At 72.2% G+C, this 21,027-nt stretch carries 18 protein-coding genes and 1 pseudogene; 12 read left to right on the top strand and 7 right to left on the bottom strand.

Features of this window, described 5'->3' with window-relative positions; translation table 11 throughout:
- Window positions 1-52: 52 nt before the first annotated feature.
- Complete coding sequence (locus tag ACWD68_RS00405; RefSeq protein WP_451804071.1) at window positions 53-472, bottom strand: TOBE domain-containing protein; 420 nt, start codon at window positions 470-472, stop codon at window positions 53-55.
- Between the two features lie 176 nt (window positions 473-648).
- On the opposite strand from ACWD68_RS00405, the gene ACWD68_RS00400 reads away from it, so the two are divergent.
- The 4 genes from ACWD68_RS00400 to ACWD68_RS00385 all read left to right on the top strand — a co-directional run bounded on the left by ACWD68_RS00400 (window position 649) and on the right by ACWD68_RS00385 (window position 3,469).
- Window positions 649-1,038, top strand: a complete 390-nt coding sequence (locus ACWD68_RS00400; protein ID WP_385703741.1) for a cell division protein SepF — start codon at window positions 649-651, stop codon at window positions 1,036-1,038.
- 271 nt (window positions 1,039-1,309) lie between these two features.
- A complete protein-coding gene (locus tag ACWD68_RS00395) occupies window positions 1,310-2,467 on the top strand; it encodes an AAA family ATPase (protein WP_451804069.1) in 1,158 nt (385 codons plus the stop codon).
- The gene (locus ACWD68_RS00390) at window positions 2,464-2,796 is read left to right on the top strand and encodes a nucleotide pyrophosphohydrolase (RefSeq protein WP_451804067.1); all 333 of its coding nucleotides are present in this window, start codon (window positions 2,464-2,466) and stop codon (window positions 2,794-2,796) included. The genes ACWD68_RS00395 and ACWD68_RS00390 overlap by 4 nt, the downstream gene beginning before the upstream one ends.
- Window positions 2,797-2,989: 193 nt before the next feature.
- Entirely contained in the window at window positions 2,990-3,469 is a 480-nt protein-coding gene (locus tag ACWD68_RS00385) for a DUF6099 family protein (protein WP_451804065.1), read from the top strand.
- A gap of 415 nt (window positions 3,470-3,884) precedes the next feature.
- Here the strand turns inward: ACWD68_RS00385 and ACWD68_RS00380 are convergent, their stop codons facing one another.
- The gene (locus tag ACWD68_RS00380) at window positions 3,885-4,808 is read right to left on the bottom strand and encodes an LLM class F420-dependent oxidoreductase (RefSeq protein WP_451804063.1); all 924 of its coding nucleotides are present in this window, start codon (window positions 4,806-4,808) and stop codon (window positions 3,885-3,887) included.
- A gap of 275 nt (window positions 4,809-5,083) precedes the next feature.
- Window positions 5,084-5,797, bottom strand: a complete 714-nt coding sequence (locus ACWD68_RS00375) for an SDR family oxidoreductase (protein WP_451804061.1) — start codon at window positions 5,795-5,797, stop codon at window positions 5,084-5,086.
- Window positions 5,798-5,894: 97 nt separating this feature from the next.
- On the opposite strand from ACWD68_RS00375, the gene ACWD68_RS00370 reads away from it, so the two are divergent.
- The 3 genes from ACWD68_RS00370 to ACWD68_RS00360 all read left to right on the top strand — a co-directional run bounded on the left by ACWD68_RS00370 (window position 5,895) and on the right by ACWD68_RS00360 (window position 10,827).
- Complete coding sequence (locus ACWD68_RS00370; RefSeq protein ID WP_451804059.1) at window positions 5,895-6,524, top strand: TetR/AcrR family transcriptional regulator; 630 nt, start codon at window positions 5,895-5,897, stop codon at window positions 6,522-6,524.
- A gap of 284 nt (window positions 6,525-6,808) precedes the next feature.
- Entirely contained in the window at window positions 6,809-8,287 is a 1,479-nt protein-coding gene (locus tag ACWD68_RS00365; RefSeq protein ID WP_451804057.1) for a 3' terminal RNA ribose 2'-O-methyltransferase Hen1, read from the top strand.
- A complete protein-coding gene (locus tag ACWD68_RS00360; RefSeq protein ID WP_451804055.1) occupies window positions 8,284-10,827 on the top strand; it encodes a polynucleotide kinase-phosphatase in 2,544 nt (847 codons plus the stop codon). Before ACWD68_RS00365 ends, ACWD68_RS00360 begins: the two co-directional genes overlap by 4 nt.
- A gap of 391 nt (window positions 10,828-11,218) precedes the next feature.
- Here ACWD68_RS00360 and ACWD68_RS00355 read toward each other — a convergent pair whose 3' ends face one another.
- Window positions 11,219-12,112 carry a hypothetical protein gene (locus ACWD68_RS00355; protein ID WP_451804053.1) on the bottom strand — a complete coding sequence of 298 codons (894 nt, stop codon included), beginning with the start codon at window positions 12,110-12,112 and terminating at the stop codon, window positions 11,219-11,221.
- Entirely contained in the window at window positions 12,109-13,155 is a 1,047-nt protein-coding gene (locus tag ACWD68_RS00350; RefSeq protein WP_451804051.1) for an SPFH domain-containing protein, read from the bottom strand. Before ACWD68_RS00350 ends, ACWD68_RS00355 begins: the two co-directional genes overlap by 4 nt.
- Before the next feature lie 162 nt (window positions 13,156-13,317).
- On the opposite strand from ACWD68_RS00350, the gene ACWD68_RS00345 reads away from it, so the two are divergent.
- From ACWD68_RS00345 to ACWD68_RS00335, 3 genes and pseudogenes are all read left to right on the top strand, one after another.
- Window positions 13,318-14,541 carry an arginine deiminase gene (locus ACWD68_RS00345; protein WP_451804049.1) on the top strand — a complete coding sequence of 408 codons (1,224 nt, stop codon included), beginning with the start codon at window positions 13,318-13,320 and terminating at the stop codon, window positions 14,539-14,541.
- 224 nt (window positions 14,542-14,765) lie between these two features.
- Window positions 14,766-15,773, top strand: a complete 1,008-nt coding sequence (argF, locus tag ACWD68_RS00340; protein WP_451804047.1) for an ornithine carbamoyltransferase — start codon at window positions 14,766-14,768, stop codon at window positions 15,771-15,773.
- Between the two features lie 41 nt (window positions 15,774-15,814).
- Window positions 15,815-16,045: pseudogene (locus ACWD68_RS00335) on the top strand (amino acid permease C-terminal domain-containing protein); the annotation flags it as partial.
- Here the strand turns inward: ACWD68_RS00335 and ACWD68_RS00330 are convergent.
- Window positions 16,002-16,457 carry an ATP-binding protein gene (locus ACWD68_RS00330; RefSeq protein ID WP_451804045.1) on the bottom strand — a complete coding sequence of 152 codons (456 nt, stop codon included), beginning with the start codon at window positions 16,455-16,457 and terminating at the stop codon, window positions 16,002-16,004. The pseudogene ACWD68_RS00335 and the gene ACWD68_RS00330 overlap by 44 nt on opposite strands.
- 428 nt (window positions 16,458-16,885) lie before the next feature.
- On the opposite strand from ACWD68_RS00330, the gene ACWD68_RS00325 reads away from it, so the two are divergent.
- Together ACWD68_RS00325 and ACWD68_RS00320 are read left to right on the top strand one after the other, a co-directional pair.
- On the top strand, window positions 16,886-17,713 hold the full coding sequence (locus ACWD68_RS00325; RefSeq protein WP_266763504.1) for an enoyl-CoA hydratase family protein: 828 nt from the start codon (window positions 16,886-16,888) through the stop codon (window positions 17,711-17,713).
- Between the two features lie 154 nt (window positions 17,714-17,867).
- A complete protein-coding gene (locus tag ACWD68_RS00320) occupies window positions 17,868-20,135 on the top strand; it encodes a bifunctional salicylyl-CoA 5-hydroxylase/oxidoreductase (protein ID WP_451804043.1) in 2,268 nt (755 codons plus the stop codon).
- 37 nt (window positions 20,136-20,172) lie between these two features.
- Here the strand turns inward: ACWD68_RS00320 and ACWD68_RS00315 are convergent, their stop codons facing one another.
- Window positions 20,173-21,027, bottom strand: a complete 855-nt coding sequence (locus ACWD68_RS00315; protein ID WP_451804041.1) for a PaaX family transcriptional regulator — start codon at window positions 21,025-21,027, stop codon at window positions 20,173-20,175.

The raw sequence follows: 21,027 nt of genomic DNA, 5'->3' as shown, positions 1-21,027 counted from the left end.
AGGCGGGTCAGTCAAATCGGGCGAGTCGAGCGAGTCGAGCGAGACGGGCGAGTCAGGCGTTGGACAGCGACACCTCGGTGGACTTGATGAGCGCGACGACCTCGGAACCCGCCGAGAGGCCCAGTTCCGTGACGGCGTCCTTGGTGATCGCGGACGTCAGCTCGCCGCCCGCGATCTGGACCTTGACGCGGGCCATGGCACCGCCGGAGGCGACGTCGGTGACCGTGCCCGGCAGCTGGTTGCGGATGCTCACGCCGGTGACCGGAGAGGTCGCCAGGGACACCTCGGTCGCCTTGACCAGGGCCCGCACGGTGGAGCCGGACGCCAGGCCGAGCTCCTGTACGGCCTCCACGGTGACGGCCGCGGTGATCTCCTGTCCGGCATCGAGCCGGACCTTCACCGTCGCCATCACCTCACCCGGGGTGACGGACGTGACGGTGCCGGGGAGTTGATTGCGGATGCTCAGGCTCATGGGGGAGGCCTCGATTGCTGTGCGGCGTGATGGATATGGACGGTTACGCGTAGCTTGCCGCACGCGCCGTCCCTCAGACCGTGTCGCGGACCGTGTCGCTGTTGGGCCGAACGGGTGACCATGCGTAAGAATTGCCCGGTGCAGACAACGAGTGCGAGCCAGGACGGGGTGGATCGATGAACGGCCACGACGTCACCGATGAACAGTGGGAAGGGCTCGCCCAGGTCGTTCCGTTGCGCGGCCGGGATGCCTGGCCCTCGGCGGTCCGCCACCGGTCGATGCCCGAGGCCGAGACCGAGACGCGGCGCCGCTTCGTGGTCCTGAGGGTCAATGTGTTCGCGGACGCCCGCGATGTCGCCGAGACGCTGATGTCCGGCATCCCGGTCCTCCTCGACCTGACCGGCGCGGAGACCGATGTCGCCAAGCGGGTCCTGGACTTCAGTACGGGGGTGGTCTTCGGCCTCGCGAGCGGCATGCACCGGGTCGACCGGAACGTGTTCCTGCTGACGCCGCCGGGGACCGAGGTGCGGGGGCTGATGGAGGGGGTGGGAGTCCCCGGACTCTGACTCCGCGGCAGGGAGCCGGGCGAAGGCGAAGCCTCATGGCGGCGAGGGCCGACGAGGGGTTCCCGCGGCACCGGGGGAAGGGTCCGCGCGGCGGGACCGGCCAGTGGGCTCTGGTGGCCGAGCGTCCGGGACACGCACCCGCGAACAGGGGGCCCGCGTCAGCCGCCCGGCGGAGTTCCCGGCCGCGGGATCGGCCGGTCCCTTCCCTCGATCGTAGGAAGGTACCCCGGGTGTAACGGTTCACCTCGTGGTGGAGGCCTACCGTCCGCATATGACCCTGTCCTCGCCGGAAGCCCCCACGGCGGCGGAGGCGCGCCCCGGCCGTCCGGGCGTGACCGAGCTGCGGCTCGCCGCCTTCGCCACCCATCGCCGCGTCCGGTTCCCGCTCGGACCGCTCACCCTCGTCACCGGCCCCAGCGGCAGCGGCAAGACGGCCGCCCTGCGGGCCTACGAGGCGCTGGCGCGGCTCGGTGCCGGTGCCGAGCTCCGGGAGGTGTTCCCGGACCCGGTCACCTGCGTGCCCGAGCGGTCCCGGCCCGACGACCAGCACCGCCGGGGCTTCCGCATCGGCTGCACGGTGGACGGACCCGAAGGCCCGGTCCGGCTCGATGTCGCCGTCCAGGCCGAACCCGAACTGCGCGTCGTGGGCGAGCGGTTGTCGGCGGGCGGGCGGACCCTGCTGGAGACGGCGCTGCGCGACCCGGGCCGCCCGTCCGTCCAGGCGGCCTGGCACACCGGGGGTTCCGCCGTGGTGACCAGGGTCCCGCTGCCCGACGACCGCCTCGGCACCGCGCTGCTGCCCCTGCGGGTCGCGGGCCGCACCGCCGGCGAGTGCCAAGTCCTCGCAGCCGCAGAGCAGATGGTGCTCGCACTGCGTTCCGTCTACGTCTGCGACCCGAGCCCGGACTCCATGCGGGCGCCCGTACCGCTCGGCTCCGGGCGGCTCCTTCGGGACTGCGGCAACCTCGCCGACGTGCTGTGGCGCACGCGGTCGGAATGCGGCCACCGTTACGCCCTCCTGGTCGCGGCGGTCCGCTCCGGCTGCGCGGGTCCGGTCACCGACGTGCTGGCCGAGCTGCTCAGTGGCGGCATGGTCCGCGCCCTCCTCGACCGCGGCGACGGGGTCCGTACGCCGCTCGGGCTGCTGGGGGACGGTGAGCTGCGGTATCTCGCGCTGGCCCTGGTACTGCTCACCGGGCCCGGCGTCCTGGAGGTCGATCCGGCGGGCGAGGTTCCGGCCGCGTACCAGTCGCTGACGGTCCTGGCCGACGGCTTCGACCGCGGGCTGGACGCCCGCCAGACCGGGGAACTGGTGCGGCTGGCGACGCGGATGTGCGAGCGGGGACACATCCGGCTGGTGGGCACGGTGAGCGACGGGGCTCAGGCGTACGGGGCGGCCGGGGCAACGGTGGTAGACCTGACGCCGTGAGTGAACTGGACGTAGCGACGCTGCAGCGCAGACTGGCCGAGTTCGCGGCCGCGCGGAACTGGCAGCCCTACCACACCCCGAAGAACCTGGCCGCCGCGCTGAGCGTGGAGGCCTCCGAACTCGTCGAGATCTTCCAGTGGTTGACGCCGGAGGAGTCGGCCCGCGTCATGGACGACAAGGACACCGCGCACCGCGTCACCGACGAGATCGCGGACGTCCTCGCGTATCTGCTCCAGTTCTGCGAGGTGCTGGGCATCGACCCGCTCGCCGCCCTCGAAGCGAAGATCGACCGGAACGAGCGGAGGTTCCCGGCACCGGAGAGCCCCTGACGTCTCGACCGTCACAGGGTCCAAAAAGAGAAATCCATCACTCTCCGGAGTCGGCGAGTTGTCCCGATGCAATTCCGTGTCCACAGATTTCGGGCTTCCTCTGGCTTTCCGTCTCAAGGGACTTCACTCTGGGTAGTGAACAAGGGAGTTCGGGCGGACGTGCGAGAGTGCGTCGGACAGACGGGGGCAGCGCATGGAAGCGGTGCGGCTCATCGTGGCGAGCAGACGGGCCCTGGCGGAGAGCGGTGACGCTCCGGAGGTGATGGCGGAAGCGTGGCAGGCGCATTCCCTGGCTCAGGCGATCGGCAGCCGGCTGGCCGTGTCCGGCCCTCCCGAACTCCGCGGCGAGGCCCTCGGTCTGACCGAGCTGGCGGGCCGGGGCTGCGGAGTGCTCGGCAACCCTGCCCTCGGACTCGACGCCTTACGCGCCGCCCAGCTCACCGAGCTGGGCGACGCGCGCGAGTGCCTGCTCTGCCTCGGCGGCCTTCTGGGCGAGGTCGGCATAGCCCTGGTCGGCATAGCCTGCGCGGCCGACGACGAGGGGACCTACTGGCAGTGCATGGAGGCGATCGACGCGGCGGACGAGTCCCGTGACCGTGTCCTGGAGATGCTGAGACGGCTCGCGGTGCGGGACGAGAAGCGAGTGGTGGAGAGGGGCTCGGCCGCGGGGTAGGCGAGCGGGCGCTGCCGCCGAACCTGCGCCGTCACCACCGTCCGACCGGCCTCCTCCGCACAGGCGGACCGGCCTCCTCCACGTAGGCGAACCGACCGCCTCCCGCGCAGGCGAACTGACCACCTCCGCGTAGGCGAACTGGCTGCCCCCGCGACTGGCAGGCCGACTGATCGCCGTCGCCGGGCGAACCGACCGCCCCCGCCAGGGCAGGCCAACTGATCGCCGTCGCAGGGCGAACCGACCGTATCCACCGCGGCAGGCCACTGATCGCCGTCGCCGGGCGAACCGACCGCCTCCGCCACGGCAGGCGAACCGACCGCCTCCGCAAGCCACCCGGCCGCCACCGCCTCCACCACCGCCACCGCGCAAGCCAACCGGCCGACCGACGACCGAACCGTCCGTGAGGTCCGACCGCTCAGTCGAGCTGTGGTGTCACCTCGGAGGCGATCAGGTCCAGTTGGTCCAGGTCGTCGAGGTCGAGCATCTGGAGATACATCCGCTGGGAACCCACCGCCTGGTACTGGGCGATCCGTTCGACGACCTCCGCGGGAGACCCCGCGAGCCCGTTCGCCTTCAGCTCGTCGACATCGCGCCCGATGGCGTCCGCCCGTCGCCTCACCTCGCCGTCGGTCCGGCCGACACAGGCCACCAGGGCGTTGGAGTAGACGAGTTCGCCGGTCTCGCGCCCGGCCTGCTGCAAGGCCGCGCGCACCCGGCCGAACTGCTGCTCCGTGTCCGCGACGGAGGCGAACGGGATGTTGAACTCGTCCGCGTAGCGCGCGGCGAGGGCCGGGGTCCGTTTGGCCCCGTGGCCGCCGATCAGGACCGGCACCTTCGACTGCGCGGGCTTGGGCAGCGCGGGCGAGTCCTTGAGCTGGTAGTACGTCCCGTCGAAGGTGAACCGCTCGCCGACCGGCGTGGCCCACAGCCCGGTGATGACGGCCAGTTGCTCCTCCAGCCGGCCGAACTTCTCCTTCGGGAACGGAATGCCGTACGCCGTGTGCTCGGCCTCGTACCAGCCGGCGCCCAGACCGAGTTCCACCCGGCCGCCCGACATCTGGTCGACCTGCGCGACCTGGATGGCGAGGACGCCGGGGAGGCGAAAGGTTCCCGCAGTCATCAGGGTGCCCAGGCGGATTCGGCTCGTCTCGCGGGCGATGCCGGCCAGGGTGATCCAGGCGTCGGTGGGACCGGGGAGTCCGTCGACGGATCCCATGTGCACATAGTGATCAGAACGGAAGAAGGCTCCGTAATGGAGGTCTTCGGCGGCCTTGGCGACGCGGAGCAGCGTCTCGTAGGTCGCGCCTTGCTGCGGTTCTGTGAAGACTCGAAGATCCATGTATCCATCATGCGCCGGTCACAACAGGCGCCCCGCGCCGAACCGCTGTCACACCTTTCCCGATCGGGAAGGGTCTGGGCGAGGCACGGCGAGGCGGGCGGGGCGGCGAGGCGGGCGGGGCGGCGAGGCGGGCGGGGGCGTCCGTGCAGAGCCGCGCGTGCCGCACCGCGCTCCCCGCTCGGCGGCGGAGCCCTCGACGCCCCGCGGCCTCCCTGGCCGAGTGGCTCCGCAGGCTCGGCCGGTTCCGCCGACGAGGCCTGCGGGGGAGGGGCGGACTACCTCTGCCCGGCGAGCTGGGGATACAGAGCGCTCAGTTCGCCGGAGAGGCCGGCCTTGACCTGGCGGGTGATCGCGTCCGCGAGGACCTCGTGGGCGTCCGTCTCGATGCCGTCGAGAGCCTGCTCGGCGACGCTGTGCGCGGAGATCTTGGACACGTCGAGGCCCGCGGTCAGGTCGGTGTCGACGTAGCCGACGTGCAGCCCGGTGACCTTGATGCCGCGCGGCTGGAGCTCCAGGCGCAGGGCGTTGCTCTGGGACCACAGGGCGGCCTTCGCGGCGCTGTAGCCGTCCGTCCCGGGGACCGTCACCCACGACAGCACCGAGTGGACGGTCAGGATGTGCCCGTCGCCGTTGTGCTCCAGGACCGGGACGAAGGCCCGGGTGGTGAGCAGCGGCCCGAAGAAGTTGATGTCGAACTCGCGCCGTATGTCCTCGACGGGGGAGTCGAGGAAGGAGGTGGAGGCCGTGGCGCCGGCGTTGTTGATCAGGAGTGTGACGTCCTGGGCCTGCGCGGCGGCGGCCGCGACCGATGCCGGGTCGGTGACCTCCAGTGCCAGCGGCACCGCGTCGGGGTGGGTGACGGTCCGCGGGTCGCGGGCCGTCGCGTAGACCTTCCGGGCGCCGCGTTCGTAGAGGGCTTCCACCAGGGACTTGCCGATGCCGCGGCTGCCGCCCGTCACGAGCGCGACCGAACCTTCGATGCTGGTCATGATCTTCTCCTCTTGGAAATACGTGGAAACCGATCGGTTTCCATCGACTGTAAACCGATCGGTTTCCAAGCGCAATCGGAGAACGTACGCTGGGCCCATGACACAGGCGACATCGACATCGACCGCGACCGCCGGCGCCTCGACCCGCGACCGGCTGCTCGACGCCGCGGCCGAGCTCTTCTACCGCGAGGGCGTCGGTGTCGGCGTCGAGGCGCTGTGCCGGGTGGCCGGGGTGTCCAAGCGCTCGATGTACCAGCTGTTCGACAGCAAGGACGGGGTCCTGGCGGCGAGCCTGGAACGCAGCGCGCCCGCCTACCAGGCGTTCCTGCTGCCCGCCGAGGACGAGCGGTCGCCGCGTGCGCGCGTCCTGCACGTCTTCGAGCGCCTCGAAGAGCTCGCCGACCGCCCGGACTTCCGCGGCTGCCCCTTCGTGGCCGTGACCGCGGAGCTGAAGGCGCCGGATCACCCCGCGAGCCTGGTGGCACGCCGCTGCAAGGACGCGTTGACCGCGTTCTTCCGGGCGGAGGCGGAGCGCGGCGGAGTCGCGGATCCCGCGCTGCTCGCCCGCCAGCTGACCGTCGCCTTCGACGGATCGAGCGTCCGGGCCGTCATGCAGGGTGTGGGCCTGGACGGCGTCGCCGTCGCGACCGCCGCCACCCTGCTCGACAGCGCGGGCCTGAACGGGCACGGCGACGCCCCGCACCAGGGGGCGCGGACGTCCGGCTGACCCCGGCCGCCCGCCCTCCGAGGCGGCGAAAAACCCCGGGTCCGCCTGGGGTGTCCGCCTGTACGTTGTGGGGGCGCGCCGAGAACAGGCGTCGCCCCTGCGGTCGACCGCGGCGCGGCGTGGCCACGGCTGCGCTTGCCGGGAGCGAGCCGGGAGCGGCGACGACCGAGGCGCGCTCGCCCACCGCTGTGGCCCATCGGCGCCGGCGCGGTGCACCCTGGTGCACACGTCGGCCGCCCCGGTGGGTTTCCGCAGCTCAGCAGACGTTTCGAGGCAGACCCACTGTGTTCCTGACGATCAGTACCACCGGTACCCCAGAGCGCCCCGCGACCGATCTCGGTTTCCTGCTGCACAAGCATCCCGACAGGGCGCAGACGTTCTCGACCTCCTACGGCACGGCGCATGTGCTGTACCCCGAGGCGACCGTCGAGCGGTGCACGGCCGCGCTGCTGCTCGAAGTCGACGCGGTGGCGCTGGTCCGGCGAGGCAAGGGCAAGGGGCGCGGCGGCGCCCCCGACGCGGCGCTCGCGCAGTACGTCAACGACCGTCCGTACGCCGCGTCCTCGCTGCTCGCCGTGGCGCTGAGCGGCGTCTTCTCCAGCGCGATGAAGGGCCAGTGCGCCGCCAGGCCCGAGCTGCCGGCCGAGGCCAGACCCCTGCGCATCGAGGTGCCCGCGCTGCCCGCACGCGGCGGTGCCGACCTCGTCCGCGGGCTCTTCGAACCGCTGGGCTGGACGGTCACGGTCGAGGCCGTACCGCTGGACGAGCGGTTCCCGGAGTGGGGCGACTCCCGATACGTACGCCTGGAACTGGCGGCGGAGGGGCTGACGCTCGCCGAGGCCCTGCGGCACCTCTATGTGCTGCTCCCGGTGCTCGACGACGCCAAGCACTACTGGGTGTCCTCCGACGAGGTCGACAAGCTGCTGCGGGCGGGCGAGGGCTGGCTGCCCGACCACCCCGAGCACAAGCTGATCACCAGCCGCTATCTCTCCCGGCGTTGGTCGCTGACGCGGGAGGCCATGGAGCGGCTCGAACTCGTCCGGCTCGCCGAGACCGACGACACCGAGGTCGAGGAGATCGACAACGCGGTCGACGAGGAGAGCGACACCGAGGAGAAGCCGGTGCCGCTCGCCGTCCTGCGCCGGGACGCGATCCTCACCGCGCTGCACGCGTCCGGCGCGAGCCGGGTCCTCGACCTCGGCTGCGGACAGGGCCAGTTGGTGCAGGCGCTGCTCAAGGACACCCGGTTCACCGAGATCGTCGGTGTCGACGTGTCGATACGCGCGCTCACCATCGCCTCGCGCCGGCTCAAGCTGGACCGCATGGGCGAGCGGCAGGCCGCGCGCGTCCAGCTCTTCCAGGGCTCGCTCGCCTACACCGACCGCCGGCTCAAGGGATACGACGCCGCCGTGCTCAGCGAGGTCATCGAGCACCTCGACCTGCCCCGGCTGCCCGCCCTGGAGTACGCGGTGTTCGGCTCCGCGCGCCCCCGGACCGTCCTCGTGACGACCCCGAACGTCGAGTACAACGTCCGCTGGGAGACCCTGCCGGCCGGACACTCCCGGCACGGCGACCACCGCTTCGAATGGACCCGCGAGGAGTTCCGTTCGTGGGCCCGCGAGGTGGCCGGACGGCACGGCTACGACGTGGAGTTCACCCCCGTCGGCCTCGACGACCCCGAGGTCGGCCCGCCGACCCAGATGGCCGTCTTCACCCTGGCCACAGCCGACACGATCGCGAAGAAGGAGGAGAAGGCGGCATGAGCGACGAGACCTACCAGGGGCGTGTGCTGCCCGTGACCGACCTCTCCCTCGTGGTGCTGATCGGCGCGTCGGGTTCCGGCAAGTCGACCTTCGCCCGACGGCACTTCAAGCCGACGGAGATCATCTCCAGCGACTTCTGCCGGGGCCTGGTCGCCGACGACGAGAACGACCAGAGCGCCAGCGGCGACGCCTTCGACGTGCTGCACTACATCGCGGGCAAGCGGCTCGCGGCCGGCCGCAGGACCGTCGTCGACGCGACCAGCGTGCAGCAGGAGAGCCGCCGCGGGCTGATCGAACTCGCCAGGAAGTACGACGTGCTGCCCATCGCCGTCGTGCTCGACGTGCCCGAGGAGATCTGCGCCGAGCGCAACGCGGCGCGCACCGACCGCGCGGAGATGCCGCGCCGCGTCATCCAGCGCCACACCCGCGAACTGCGGCGTTCCCTCAGGCACTTGGAGCGTGAGGGATTCCGCAAGGTGCACGTCCTGCGGGGTGTCGAGGACATCGAGAACGCGTCGGTGGTGACCGAGAAGCGGTTCAACGACCTGACCCACCTCACCGGCCCGTTCGACATCGTCGGCGACATCCACGGCTGCGCCTCGGAGTTGGAGGCCCTGCTCGGCGAGCTCGGCTATGTCGACGGCGCACACCCCGAGGGCCGTACGGCCGTCTTCGTCGGCGACCTCGTCGACCGCGGCCCGGACTCGCCCGGGGTGCTGCGCCGGGTGATGTCCATGGTCGGCTCGGGCAACGCCCTGTGCGTGCCCGGCAACCACGAGAACAAGCTCGGCCGCTACCTCAAGGGCCGCAAGGTCCAGCACAGCCACGGACTGGCCGAGACCATCGAGCAGCTGGACCGGGAGAGCGACGAATTCCGGGCCACGGTACGGGAGTTCGTCGACGGGCTGGTCAGCCACTATGTCCTCGACGGAGGGCGGCTCGTCGTCTGCCACGCCGGCCTGCCCGAGAAGTACCACGGCCGCACCTCGGGCCGGGTGCGCTCGCACGCGCTGTACGGCGACACGACGGGGGAGACCGACGAGTTCGGGCTGCCCGTGCGCTACCCGTGGGCGGAGGACTACCGGGGCCGCGCGGCGGTGGTGTACGGGCACACCCCGGTTCCCACGGCCACCTGGCTCAACAACACCATCTGCCTGGACACCGGTGCCGTCTTCGGCGGCAAGCTCACCGCGCTGCGCTGGCCGGAGCGCGAGCTGGTCGACGTACCGGCCGAGCGGGTCTGGTACGAACCGGCCAAGCCGCTGGCGACCGAGGCGCCGGGCGGTCACGAGGGCCGTCCGCTGGACCTCGCGGACGTGCACGGCCGAAGGGCCGTCGAGACCCGGCACGCCGGACGGGTGGCCGTCCGTGAGGAGAACGCGGCGGCGGCCCTGGAGGTCATGAGCCGCTTCGCGGTGGACCCCCGGCTGCTCCCGTACCTCCCGCCGACCATGGCGCCCACCGCGACCTCGCACGTGGAAGGCTATCTGGAGCACCCCGCCGAGGCCTTCGCCCAGTACCGGGACGACGGGGTCGCCCGGGTCGTGTGCGAGGAGAAGCACATGGGGTCGCGGGCGGTGGCCCTGGTCTGCCGCGACGCGGGCACGGCGCGCGAGCGGTTCGGCGTCGACGGCCCCACCGGGTCGCTCTACACGCGTACCGGCCGCCCCTTCTTCGGCGAGGGCGCCGTCACCGAGGAGATCCTCGGGCGGCTGCGGGAGGCCATGACCGCCGCCGGGCTGTGGGAGGAGCTCGGCACCGACTGGGTGCTGCTCGACGCCGAGCTGATGCCGTGGTCGCTGAAGGCGTCCGGGCTTCTGCGCAGTCAGTACGCCGCTGTCGGCGCCGCGTCTGGCGCGGTCTTCCCGGGAGTGCTGACCGCGCTCGAAGGGGCGGCTGCGCGCGGAGTCGACGTGGCGGAGCTGCTGGCGCGCCAGCGTGAACGGGCCGCGGACGCCGGTGCGTTCACGGACGCGTACCGGCGCTACTGCTGGACGACGGACGGCCTCGACGGCGCCCGTCTCGCGCCCTTCCAGATCCTGGCCGTCCAGGGCCGGAGTCTCGCCGCGCTGCCGCACGACGAACAACTCGCCCTGATCGACCGGCTCGTGGAGCACGACGGGACCGGGCTGCTGCACACCACCCGGCGGCTCTTCGTCGACACCGGTGACCCGGAGTCGGTGCGGGCCGGTATCGACTGGTGGCTGGAGATGACCGGCCGCGGCGGCGAGGGCATGGTCGTGAAGCCGGTCGGTGCGGTGGTGCGCGGCGGTAACGGGCGGCTGGTCCAGCCCGGCATCAAGTGCCGGGGGCGCGAGTACCTGCGGATCATCTACGGCCCCGAGTACACCCGCCCGGAGAACCTCACCCGCCTCCGCGGCCGCTTCCTCAACCACAAGCGGTCCCTGGCCGTCCGGGAGTACGCCCTGGGCCTCGAAGCCCTGGACCGCCTGGCCGAGGGCGAGCCCCTGTGGCGCGTCCACGAGGCGGTGTTCGGCATCCTCTCCCTGGAATCCGAACCGGTCGACCCCCGCTTGTAGCGGGGAGCCCCTGGCCAGGGACGCGGGGAACCGCGCGCTCAGCCCCGTCAGGGGCGCGGGGAACCGCTCAGCCCCGTCAGGGACGCGGGAAACCGCGCGCCCAGCCCCGTCAGGGGCGCGGGGAACCGCGCGCCCAGCCCCCGCCGGGCCGCAGTCGAACGAGTTCTTGGGTTGTGGGCCGACCGGGGTGCACTGCTCACGCGGTGCGGGCCGGTCAGCCCCGACAGGGGCGCGGGGAACTGCGCGATCAACCCCCACCGGCCGGCAGCCGAACGAGAACACCCCCACCGGGTCGCACCCGGCCGCCTCCCCGCCCCCGGTCAGGGGACGTCCGGGGCGCCGGGGCCCGGCGGGGGCCGGCGACGGCTGGGGCTGGGGGCCGCCAGGCCCCTCAGCCCACCAGCCGGAGCCGAACCCCGGCCACCCCCACCCGTACGGTCTGCCCCCACATCAACTCCACGGCGTCCCCCTCCATCCCGTCCCCGAACGCGATGAGCCGGTCCGACTCCACGGTGAGGGACAGCCGCCCGGACGCGGTGAGTTCACCGGCCACCAGCGAGGTACCGGTGGCCGGCGAAGGCCAGGCCTCGCGGACGAACCAGAGCAGGCGTTCGTCCGTGGGCCCCGGCAGCGGCAGCCCCCCGCCCCGCTCCTGCCACACCGAGCGGAGCCAGCCGCTGGCCCCGGTCCCGGTCCCCACCAGCACCCCGGAGGACGCCTGGGGCTCGACGGCACCCCCGTACTCGTCGAGCCCCAGCCGATAGCGGGCCGTCTGATGGCCCGCGGCTCCCAGGTAGATCTCGTTGAGGGCGACCAGCCGCTGCGTGTCGTCCGCGACCGCCTCGACCATGGTCAGCTCATCGGCTGCGCCCCCGTGCGCCGAGGCGAGCAGCGCCCCGGCGTCCCCGGGCCGGTGCCGCACCAGCACGCCCGGATTGCGCCCGGGATCCGCGTCGATGCCCACCACAGGCTGGCCCGCCAGGTACTTGGCGACGTTCGCGACCAGTCCGTCCTGCCCGACCACGACCACCACGTCCTCCGGCGCGAACAGGAATCGGTCCAAGTCGGCCCGCTCCAGACGCGCCTGACGCCAGGTCAATGGAATGGCCGCCACCACCTCGGCGAGCGCCTCACGGGACCGCCGGTGCCGTTCGGCCACCTCCGCGATGTCCCGGCCGCGGGAGGACAGGAAGAACGCCGCCTGCCCGTGCGTGCCGTGCCGGGCCACCAACTCCTCGTACTCGGTGGTCCGATGGACGAGGACGACCCGGGGAGCGAGGCTCACGCCGGGTCCCCGGCGGCCCCGTTGCCCAGCTTGGCGAGCAGCCCGGTGAGGACGTCGGGCGACACCGTGACGCTTTCGATCCGCGGCAGGTTCTCCGCGAGCCGGGTGCCGGTCAGGGCGTGCAGCGTGGCGACGTCCACGTCGCCGTGCACCCGCAGCCAGGCCTCCTGCGCCTCGGCCCGCGCCGCGCCGACCTCGCGCTCCGCCTGCGCCTCCGCCTCGGCGAGCCGCACCTTCCGGGTGGCCTCCGCCTCGGCCAGCCGGACCGTGCGGGCCGCCTCCGCGCCGGCGCGCACCGCGTCCGCCGCCGCGTGTTCCTCGGCCTCGCGGCGCGCGTTCGTACCGCGCTGGTCGACCAACTGCTCCTCACGCCGGGCGAGTTCGATCTGACTGGCGAGTTCGTTCTCGGCGATGGCCCGCTCCCGCTCGACGGCGACCGCCCGGCGTTCGTACGTCGCCTTGTCCGCGTCCTGCTGGATCTGCTCGCGGGCGGGGGTGCGCAGTGCCCGTTCCACCTCGGGCTCCGGGCGCAGGGCGACGACCCGCACGGCGACCACCTCGATGCCGGTCGCGGGCAGCCGGGGTTCGGCGGCGAGGCCGCCCGCGATCCGTTCCCGCACCGCCGCGACGCCGTCGACCAGGGCGGACGCCAGTGACGTACGGGCCAGCACGTCGAGCGCGTGCTGCTGGGCCGTCTCGGTCAGCAGCGACCCCAGCTGTTCGAGGGGGGTGCCGCGCCAGGCGCCCGTGTCGGGGTCGATGGAGAAGTCGAGGCGGGTGGCCGCGACCGCGGGGTCGCTGACGCGGTAGGTGACGGTCGCCTGCACCGCGACGTCCTGGAAGTCGGACGTACGGGCGTGGAAGGTCATCGCCAACTCGCGGTCGTCGACCGGGACTTCGGAGAGTGCGGCGGTCAGTGAGCGGTACCAGAAGCTGAGCCCGGGGCCGTCGTGGACGAGGCGTCCCGACCGGTGGTGCCGGACGTGGGCGGTCGGCGCCCCGCGCAGATGGCGCCAGCCGAGGCGTCGCGTGATGTCGGCCATGAAGTCCCCCTCGCGCCGGGCGGTCCCGGCGGCTCCTCGTCTTCTTTGTCGTCAGTGAGACGATAATGGCTGGGTCCGCTTATCGTCAAGGGGACGAAATGAATGCGGTGCGTCTCGGCCGATCCACGGGTGAACACGCGTCCGGATGGTCAGGATGGAGACATGGGATTCCACGTCGACTCCGAGGCCGGGCGGCTGCGCCGCGTCATCCTGCACCGGCCTGATCTCGAGCTCAAAAGGCTCACCCCCAGCAACAAGGACGCCCTGCTCTTCGACGACGTCCTGTGGGTGCGCCGGGCGCGCGCGGAGCACGACGGGTTCGCCGACGTGCTGCGCGACCGCGGGGTCACCGTCCACCTCTTCGGTGACCTGCTCGCCGAGACCCTGGCGATCCCGGCGGCCAGGTCGCTCGTCCTGGACCGGGTCTTCCACGAGAAGGAGTACGGGCCGCTCGCCACCGACCATCTCCGGGCCGCCTTCGAGACCCTGCCCGCCCCGGAGCTGGCGTCCGCGCTCGTCGGCGGCATGACCAAGCGCGAGTTCCTGGACGAGCACGCGGAGCCCACCTCCGTGCGCTTCCACGTCATGGACCTCGACGACTTCCTCCTGCGGCCGCTGCCCAATCACCTCTTCACCCGCGACACCTCCGCCTGGATCTACGACGGGGTCTCCATCAACGCCATGCGCTGGCCGGCCCGGCAGCGCGAGACCGTGCACTTCGAGGCGATCTACCGGCATCACCCCCTCTTCCGCGACGAGGGCTTCAACCTCTGGTCGGAAGGGCAGGCGGACTACCCGTCCACCATCGAGGGCGGCGACGTCCTCGTCATCGGCAACGGCGCGGTGCTCATCGGCATGAGCGAGCGCACGACGCCCCAGGCGGTCGAGATGCTCGCGCACAAGCTGTTCGCGGCGGGCTCGGCGACCACCATCGTGGCGCTCGACATGCCCAAGCGGCGGGCGCTCATGCACCTCGACACCGTGATGACGATGGTCGACGGCGACATCTTCACGCAGTACGCCGGGCTCGGCATGCTCCGCTCCTACACCATCGAGCCGGGTGTGGGGGAGAAGGAGCTGAAGGTCACCGACCATCCCCCGGAGCACATGCACCGTGCCATCGCCGCGGCGCTCGGCCTGGGCGAGATCCGTGTCCTGACCGCCACGCAGGACGTGCACGCGGCCGAGCGGGAGCAGTGGGACGACGGGTGCAACGTCCTCGCCGTAGAGCCGGGCGTCGTCATCGCCTACGAGCGGAACGCCACCACCAATACCCATCTGCGCAAGCAGGGCATCGAGGTGATCGAGATCCCGGGCAGCGAGCTGGGGCGGGGGAGGGGCGGCCCGCGCTGTATGAGCTGTCCCGTCGAACGGGATCCCGTGTAGGGCCCGCGCGGAGGGCCCCCGCGCCCGGCTTCCCGTGGGGCGCCGGGGCCCGCAGGGGGGCCGGGGTCCCGTACGAGCAGCCGGGGCCCGTATGGGCTTCGTATAGGGATGCGCGCAGGGGCCCCGCGTAGAGTCGAACGGGAGACCGCATATTAATGTCGAGCGTCGTATAGAATTCCAAGCGTCCGTCCCCGTCCTCGTCCCGTCATCCCTGGAGTGCCCCCATGGCGACAGTCCCGACCGCCCTCGCCGGCCGCCACTTCCTCAAGGAGCTGGACTTCACGGGAGAGGAGTTCCTCGGTCTGGTCGAGCTGGCCGCAGGGCTCAAGGCGGCCAAGGGGGCCGGGACGGAGACCCGGCACCTGCGGGGCAGGAACATCGCGCTGATCTTCGAGAAGACCTCGACGCGCACGCGCTGCGCCTTCGAGGTCGCGGCCGCGGACCAGGGTGCATCGACGACGTATCTGGACCCGTCCGGCTCGCAGATCGGCCACAAGGAGTCCGTGAAGGACACCGCGCGCGTGCTCGGCCGCATGTTCGATGCCATCGAGTACCGCGGCGACAGCCAGGCCTCGGTGGAGGAACTGGCCGCGTACGCCGGAGTGCCCGTCTACAACGGCCTCACCGACGACTGGCACCCCACCCAGATGCTGGCCGACGTCCTCACGATGACCGAGCACTGCGCCAAGCCGATCGGCGAGATCGCCTTCTCCTACCTGGGGGACGCCCGTTTCAACATGGGCAACTCCTACCTGGTCACCGGCGCGCTGCTCGGCATGGACGTGCGGATAGTCGCCCCGCAGGCCTACTGGCCCGCCGACGAGGTCGTCGCGCAGGCCCGCGAACTCGCCGAGAAGAACGGCGGCCGCATCACTCTCACCGAGCACATCGCCGAGGGGGTGCGGGGCGCCGACTTCGTGGCCACCGACGTCTGGGTCTCCATGGGCGAGCCCAAGGATGTGTGGGCCGAACGCATCGGCGCCCTCTCCCCGTACGCCGTGACCATGGACGTGCTGCGCGCCACCGGCAACCCGGACGTCAGGTTCCTGCACTGCCTCCCGGCCTTCCACGACCTCGGGACCAAGGTCGGCCGCGAGATCCACGCGACCTACGGCCTCGACTCGCTGGAGGTCACCGACGAGGTCTTCGAGTCGGCGCACTCCGTCGTCTTCGACCAGGCCGAGAACCGGCTGCACACGATCAAGGCGATCCTGGTCGCCACGCTGGCCTGATTTTCTCCGTACGATGTCCGGCGCCCCGGAGCCATCCCTTCATCGGCGGCGGAGTGATCGCCTTCGGCGCGGTCGTCGCCATCGCCTCGGTCGCTCCTCTGATGTACGAGACCGGTTGGACGACCTGGATCCAGTTCGCCGGTTTCCGCGCGGCCGGATCCCTGGTTTACGTCCTCTACGGGCGCCGCAATTCCCGGCTGGCACAGGCCGGTGCCGGCGCGGAGGCCGCTACAGCACCGGACGCCGCTGGGCGGGAACCACGGGCAGTCTGAACCAGACCGCCTTGCCGGAGTCGGTGGGGCGGTGTCCGCAGGACGAGCTGAGGGCGCGGAGCAGCAGCAGGCCGCGTCCGTGCTCCTGCCAGGGGTCGGGTTCACCGGGCGGGTGCGGGAGCGTGAGGTCGACGGGCGGAACGGGGTCGGGGTCGTGCACCTCGACCCGGCAGCCGGTCGGCATCAGCTCCACGACCAGCTCTATGGGCCCGTCGCCCGCGGTGTGCTCGACGGCGTTGGCGACCAGCTCCGCGGTGAGCAGCTCGGCGGTGTCGCTGTCGGCCGCGTGTTCCCGCTCGGCGAGTGCCGTGCGGACCAGGGCGCGGGCGACGGGCACGGCCGCGACGGTGTGCGGCAGCGCGATGCGCCAGGAGGCGGGTGCTGGGGTGTCGTGCAAGGCGGGTCCGTTCATGGAGCAGGCGGTCCTGCTTTCAACCTTAGGAATGGTACGGCGACACCGGGCAAACGTGCTCGGTGGGCTTTCTCTGGACATCGGACGGTGTGTCCCCCGGGTTCCGCTGTCTCCTTTCGGGACGTTCGGTCCGATACGGGGCTGTGTACCCAGGCGAACGGCCCGCCTCCCCTGTGTGCTCCCGCCGTTACACGCCTATCGAAGATCCGTGACGCGGTGACGGACCACGGTCACCGCGCGACCCTCCCCTCATCCCTCGCGATCCCCGCGGTTCACGCCCTGCGACCGTCACGGCACATGACGATTCATGGCCGGTGCGTCACTTCGCGAGGCTGTCGTATCGCGTGGCCGTGACGACAGTCACAGATGAGTGATAACTTCGGTGAACAGCCACAGAGCGTCGCCCCCGCCCGAGGAGGCCGCACGTCATGAGTCCCTTCACCGGCTCCGCCACCCGCACCTCCGACTGGCAGCATCTGAGGTACGAGCTCACCGACGGCGTCGCCACGGTCACCCTGGCCCGCCCCGAGAAACTCAACGCGCTCACCTTCGGCGCCTACGCCGACCTGCGCGACCTGCTGGCCGAGCTGTCCCGCGAGCGGTCCGTCCGTGCCCTGGTCCTTGCCGGCGAGGGCCGCGGATTCTGTTCCGGCGGCGACGTCGACGAGATCATCGGCGCGACCCTCGCCATGGACACCGCCCAGCTCCTCGACTTCAACCGGATGACCGGGCAGGTCGTCCGGGCCGTACGCGAATGCCCGTTCCCGGTGATCGCGGCGGTGCACGGGGTGGCGGCGGGCGCCGGAGCCGTGCTGGCGCTGGCCGCCGACTTCCGGGTGGCGGACCCGAGCGCACGCTTCGCCTTCCTCTTCACACGCGTCGGGCTGTCCGGCGGCGACATGGGCGCGGCCTATCTGCTGCCCCGGGTGGTCGGGCTCGGCCACGCGACGCGGCTGCTCATGCTCGGCGAGCCGGTGCGGGCGCCCGAGGCCGAACGCATCGGCCTGATCAGCGAACTCACCGACGAGGGGCACGCCGACGAGGGCGCGCGGGCGCTGGCCCGCCGCCTCGCCGAGGGTCCGGCCCTGGCGTACGCCCAGACCAAGGCGCTGCTCACCGCCGAACTGGACATGCCGCTCGCCGCCTCCGTCGAGCTGGACGCCGCGACGCAGGCCCTGCTGATGAACGGCGAGGACTACGCGGAGTTCCACGCGGCCTTCACGGAGAAGCGGGCCCCGAAGTGGCGGGGGAGGTGAGCACGGGATGCGGGTGGACAGCGACGGCGAGAGCCGCGAAGAGAGTCCGGGGGCCGGGAGCGACGGCAGCGCGGGGGCCAGGCGTGAAGGCCCTGCTGGGGCTGGACGCACGGGGGCTGGGCGTGTGGCGGCCGGGCGCGCGGGCGGTGATGCGATGCGCGTCGCCGTGATCGGCGGCGGGCCCGGTGGACTCTATGCCGCGGCCCTGCTCAAACGCCTCGACCCGGCCCGCGAGATCACCGTCTGGGAACGCAACGCCCCGGACGACACCTTCGGTTTCGGCGTCGTCCTGTCCGACGAGACCCTCGGCGGCATCGAGCACGCCGACCCGGTCGTGTACGCGGCGCTCCAGGCCGAGTTCGTCCGCTGGGACGACATCGACATCGTGCACCGCGGGGTGCGCCACACCTCCGGCGGCCACGGCTTCGCCGCGCTCGGGAGGCGCCGGCTCCTGGAGATCCTGCACGAACGCTGCCGCTCGTTGGGCGTCGACCTGCGCTTCACGGCCGAGGCCCCGCCCGTGGACGGTCTGATGGCGGAGTACGACCTCGTCGTCGCCGCCGACGGCGTGCACAGCCTCACGCGCGCCGCGTACGCGGAGGTGTTCCGGCCCTCCGTGGAGGAACACCGCTGCCGCTACATCTGGCTCGCCGCCGACTTCGCCTTCGACGCCTTCCGCTTCGAGATCGCCGAGACCGAGCACGGCGTGATGCAGCTGCACGGCTACCCCTATGCGGCCGACGCCTCCACCGTCATCGTCGAGATGCGCGAAGAGGTCTGGCGGGCCGCGGGGTTCGCGGATCTCGACGAGCGGGAGTCCGTCGAGCGGTGCGGCAAGATCTTCGCGGACGCGCTCGGCGGACGCCCGCTGCGGGCCAACCGATCGGCGTGGACACGATTCAGGACGATCGTCAACGACCGCTGGTCGCACGGCAATCTGGTCCTGCTCGGCGATGCCGCCCACACCGCCCACTTCTCCATCGGCTCCGGCACCAAGCTCGCCGTCGAGGACGCCCTCGCGCTGGCCGCCTGTCTTGAGGAGCGGCCGTCGCCGGCGGAGGCCCTGGCGGCGTACGAGGAGGAGAGGCGCCCCGTCGTCGCCTCCACGCAGCGGGCCGCCCGCGCCAGCCTGGAGTGGTTCGAGGACCTCGACCGCTATCTCGGCCAGCCCACCCGGCAGTTCGCCTTCAACCTCCTCACCCGCAGCCGTCGCGTCACCCACGACAACCTGCGGCTGCGCGATCCGCACTTCGTGTCCGCGGTCGAGCGGGAGTTCCGCTGTCCGCCCGGCACTCCGCCGATGTTCACCCCGTTCCGGCTCCGCGGCCTGACCCTGCGCAACCGTGTCGTCGTCTCGCCGATGGACATGTACTCGGCCGTGGACGGCGTCCCCGGCGACTTCCACCTCGTCCACCTGGGCGCGCGGGCTCTCGGCGGCGCCGGACTGGTGATGACCGAGATGGTGTGCGTCAGCGCGGAGGGCCGCATCACACCCGGGTGCGCGGGCATCTACACGGCCCGACAGGCCGACTCCTGGCGGCGGATCGTCGACTTCACGCACCGGCAGGCACCGGGCACCGCGATCGGCCTCCAGCTCGGCCACGCCGGCCGCAAGGGCTCGACACGGCTGATGTGGGAGGGCATCGACGAGCCCCTGGCGGACGGCAACTGGCCGCTCGTGGCCGCCTCCCCCCTCCCGTACAAGCCGGACAGCCAGACACCCCGTGAGCTGTCGCGCGCTCAACTCACCGATCTGCGCGAGCAGTTCACCGAGGCGGCCTGCCGCGCCGCGCGTTGCGGCTTCGACCTCCTCGAACTGCACTGTGCCCACGGCTACTTGCTCTCCGGCTTCCTCTCGCCACTGACCAACCTGCGCACCGACGCGTACGGCGGATCACTGGAGAAGCGGCTGCGCTTCCCGCTCGAAGTGTTCGACGCGGTGCGGGCCGTGTGGCCGGCGGAGCGTCCGATGACCGTGCGCATCTCCGCCACCGACTGGGCCGAGGGCGGCACCACCGGGGACGACGCGGTGGTGATCGCCCGGGCCTTCGCGGCGCACGGCGCCGACGCGGTGGACGTGTCGACCGGCCAGGTGGTGGCGGACGAGCACCCCGAGTACGGCCGCTCGTACCAGACGCCGTACGCCGACCGGATCCGCCACGAGACCGGGCTCCCGGTGATCACCGTCGGCGCGATCTCCTCCTGGGACGACGTCAACTCCCTGATCCTGGCGGGGCGGACGGACCTGTGCGCGCTCGCCCGTCCGCACCTCTACGACCCGCACTGGACGCTGCACGCGGCGGCCGAACAGGGCTACGAGGGGCCGGGTGCCGGCTGGCCGATGCCCTACCGCGCGGGCAGCCGACGCCCCCAGACCGGACGCACCGACGCCCCCAGGCCCCGCCTCACCTTGGGGACGTGAGGGCGGACCGGCGCAAGGGCCGATTCACACGGTCCGGTCACACGGCCGGGTCACCCGTCGGTGGGTGTCCGGACCACGGGGCCACTCCGGCGAACTCCGCTCCCGCGTCCCGCAGCCGCTCGTGCAGGGCCCGGAAGACGGTGGCCGAGCGGGCGCCCGGCCAGTCCTCGGGGAGCAGCGCGGCGGGCAGTCCCGGGTCGGTGTAGGGGAGGTGGCGCCAGGAGTCGAGGGCGAGCAGGTAGTCGCGGTAGGCCTCCTCGGGCGGCGTGTCCGCGCGGCCCTCCCAGGTGTGCAGCACGCGCGCGTGCCGGCCGAGGAACGCCTCGTGCTCCTTGGCGACGGCGGCCAGGTCCCACCAGCGCGCCACCGCGTCGGCCGTCGCGGCGAACCCCAGGTGCTCGCCGCGGAACAGCTCCACGTACCGATCGAGCCGCAGCCGCTCCAGGGTGTGCCGGGTCTCCTCGTACAGCCGCGCCGGGGCGAGCCACACCCCGGGGGCGGCCGTGCCGAAGCCGAGACCGGCGAGCCGCGAGCGCAGGATGTGCCGCTTCTGCCGCTCCGACTCCGGTACTGAGAAGACGGCGAGCACCCATCCGCCGTCCTCGGGAGGCGCCGACGCGTACACCCTGCGGTCGCCGTCGTCGAGCAGCTGCCGTGCGTCCGGCGACAGCGCGTATCCGGCCGCGCCCGCCGCGGTGCGCGCCGGCTCCAGGAGCCCGCGGCGCTTGAGCCGGGACACCGACGACCGCACCGAGGGCGCGTCCACGCCGACCGCGGCGAGGAGCCGGATCAACTCGGCGACCGGCACCGGGCCGGGCATGAAACGGCCGTACGCGCCGTAGAAGGTGACGATGAGGGACCGGGGGGCGTGCTGCTCTGACACGTTGATCAT

The sequence above is a fragment of the Streptomyces sp. NPDC005141 genome (genome assembly GCF_053599975.1).
Note: the sequence above shows the minus strand (reverse complement) of the source record. Positions and strands in the feature narration are given on the sequence as shown.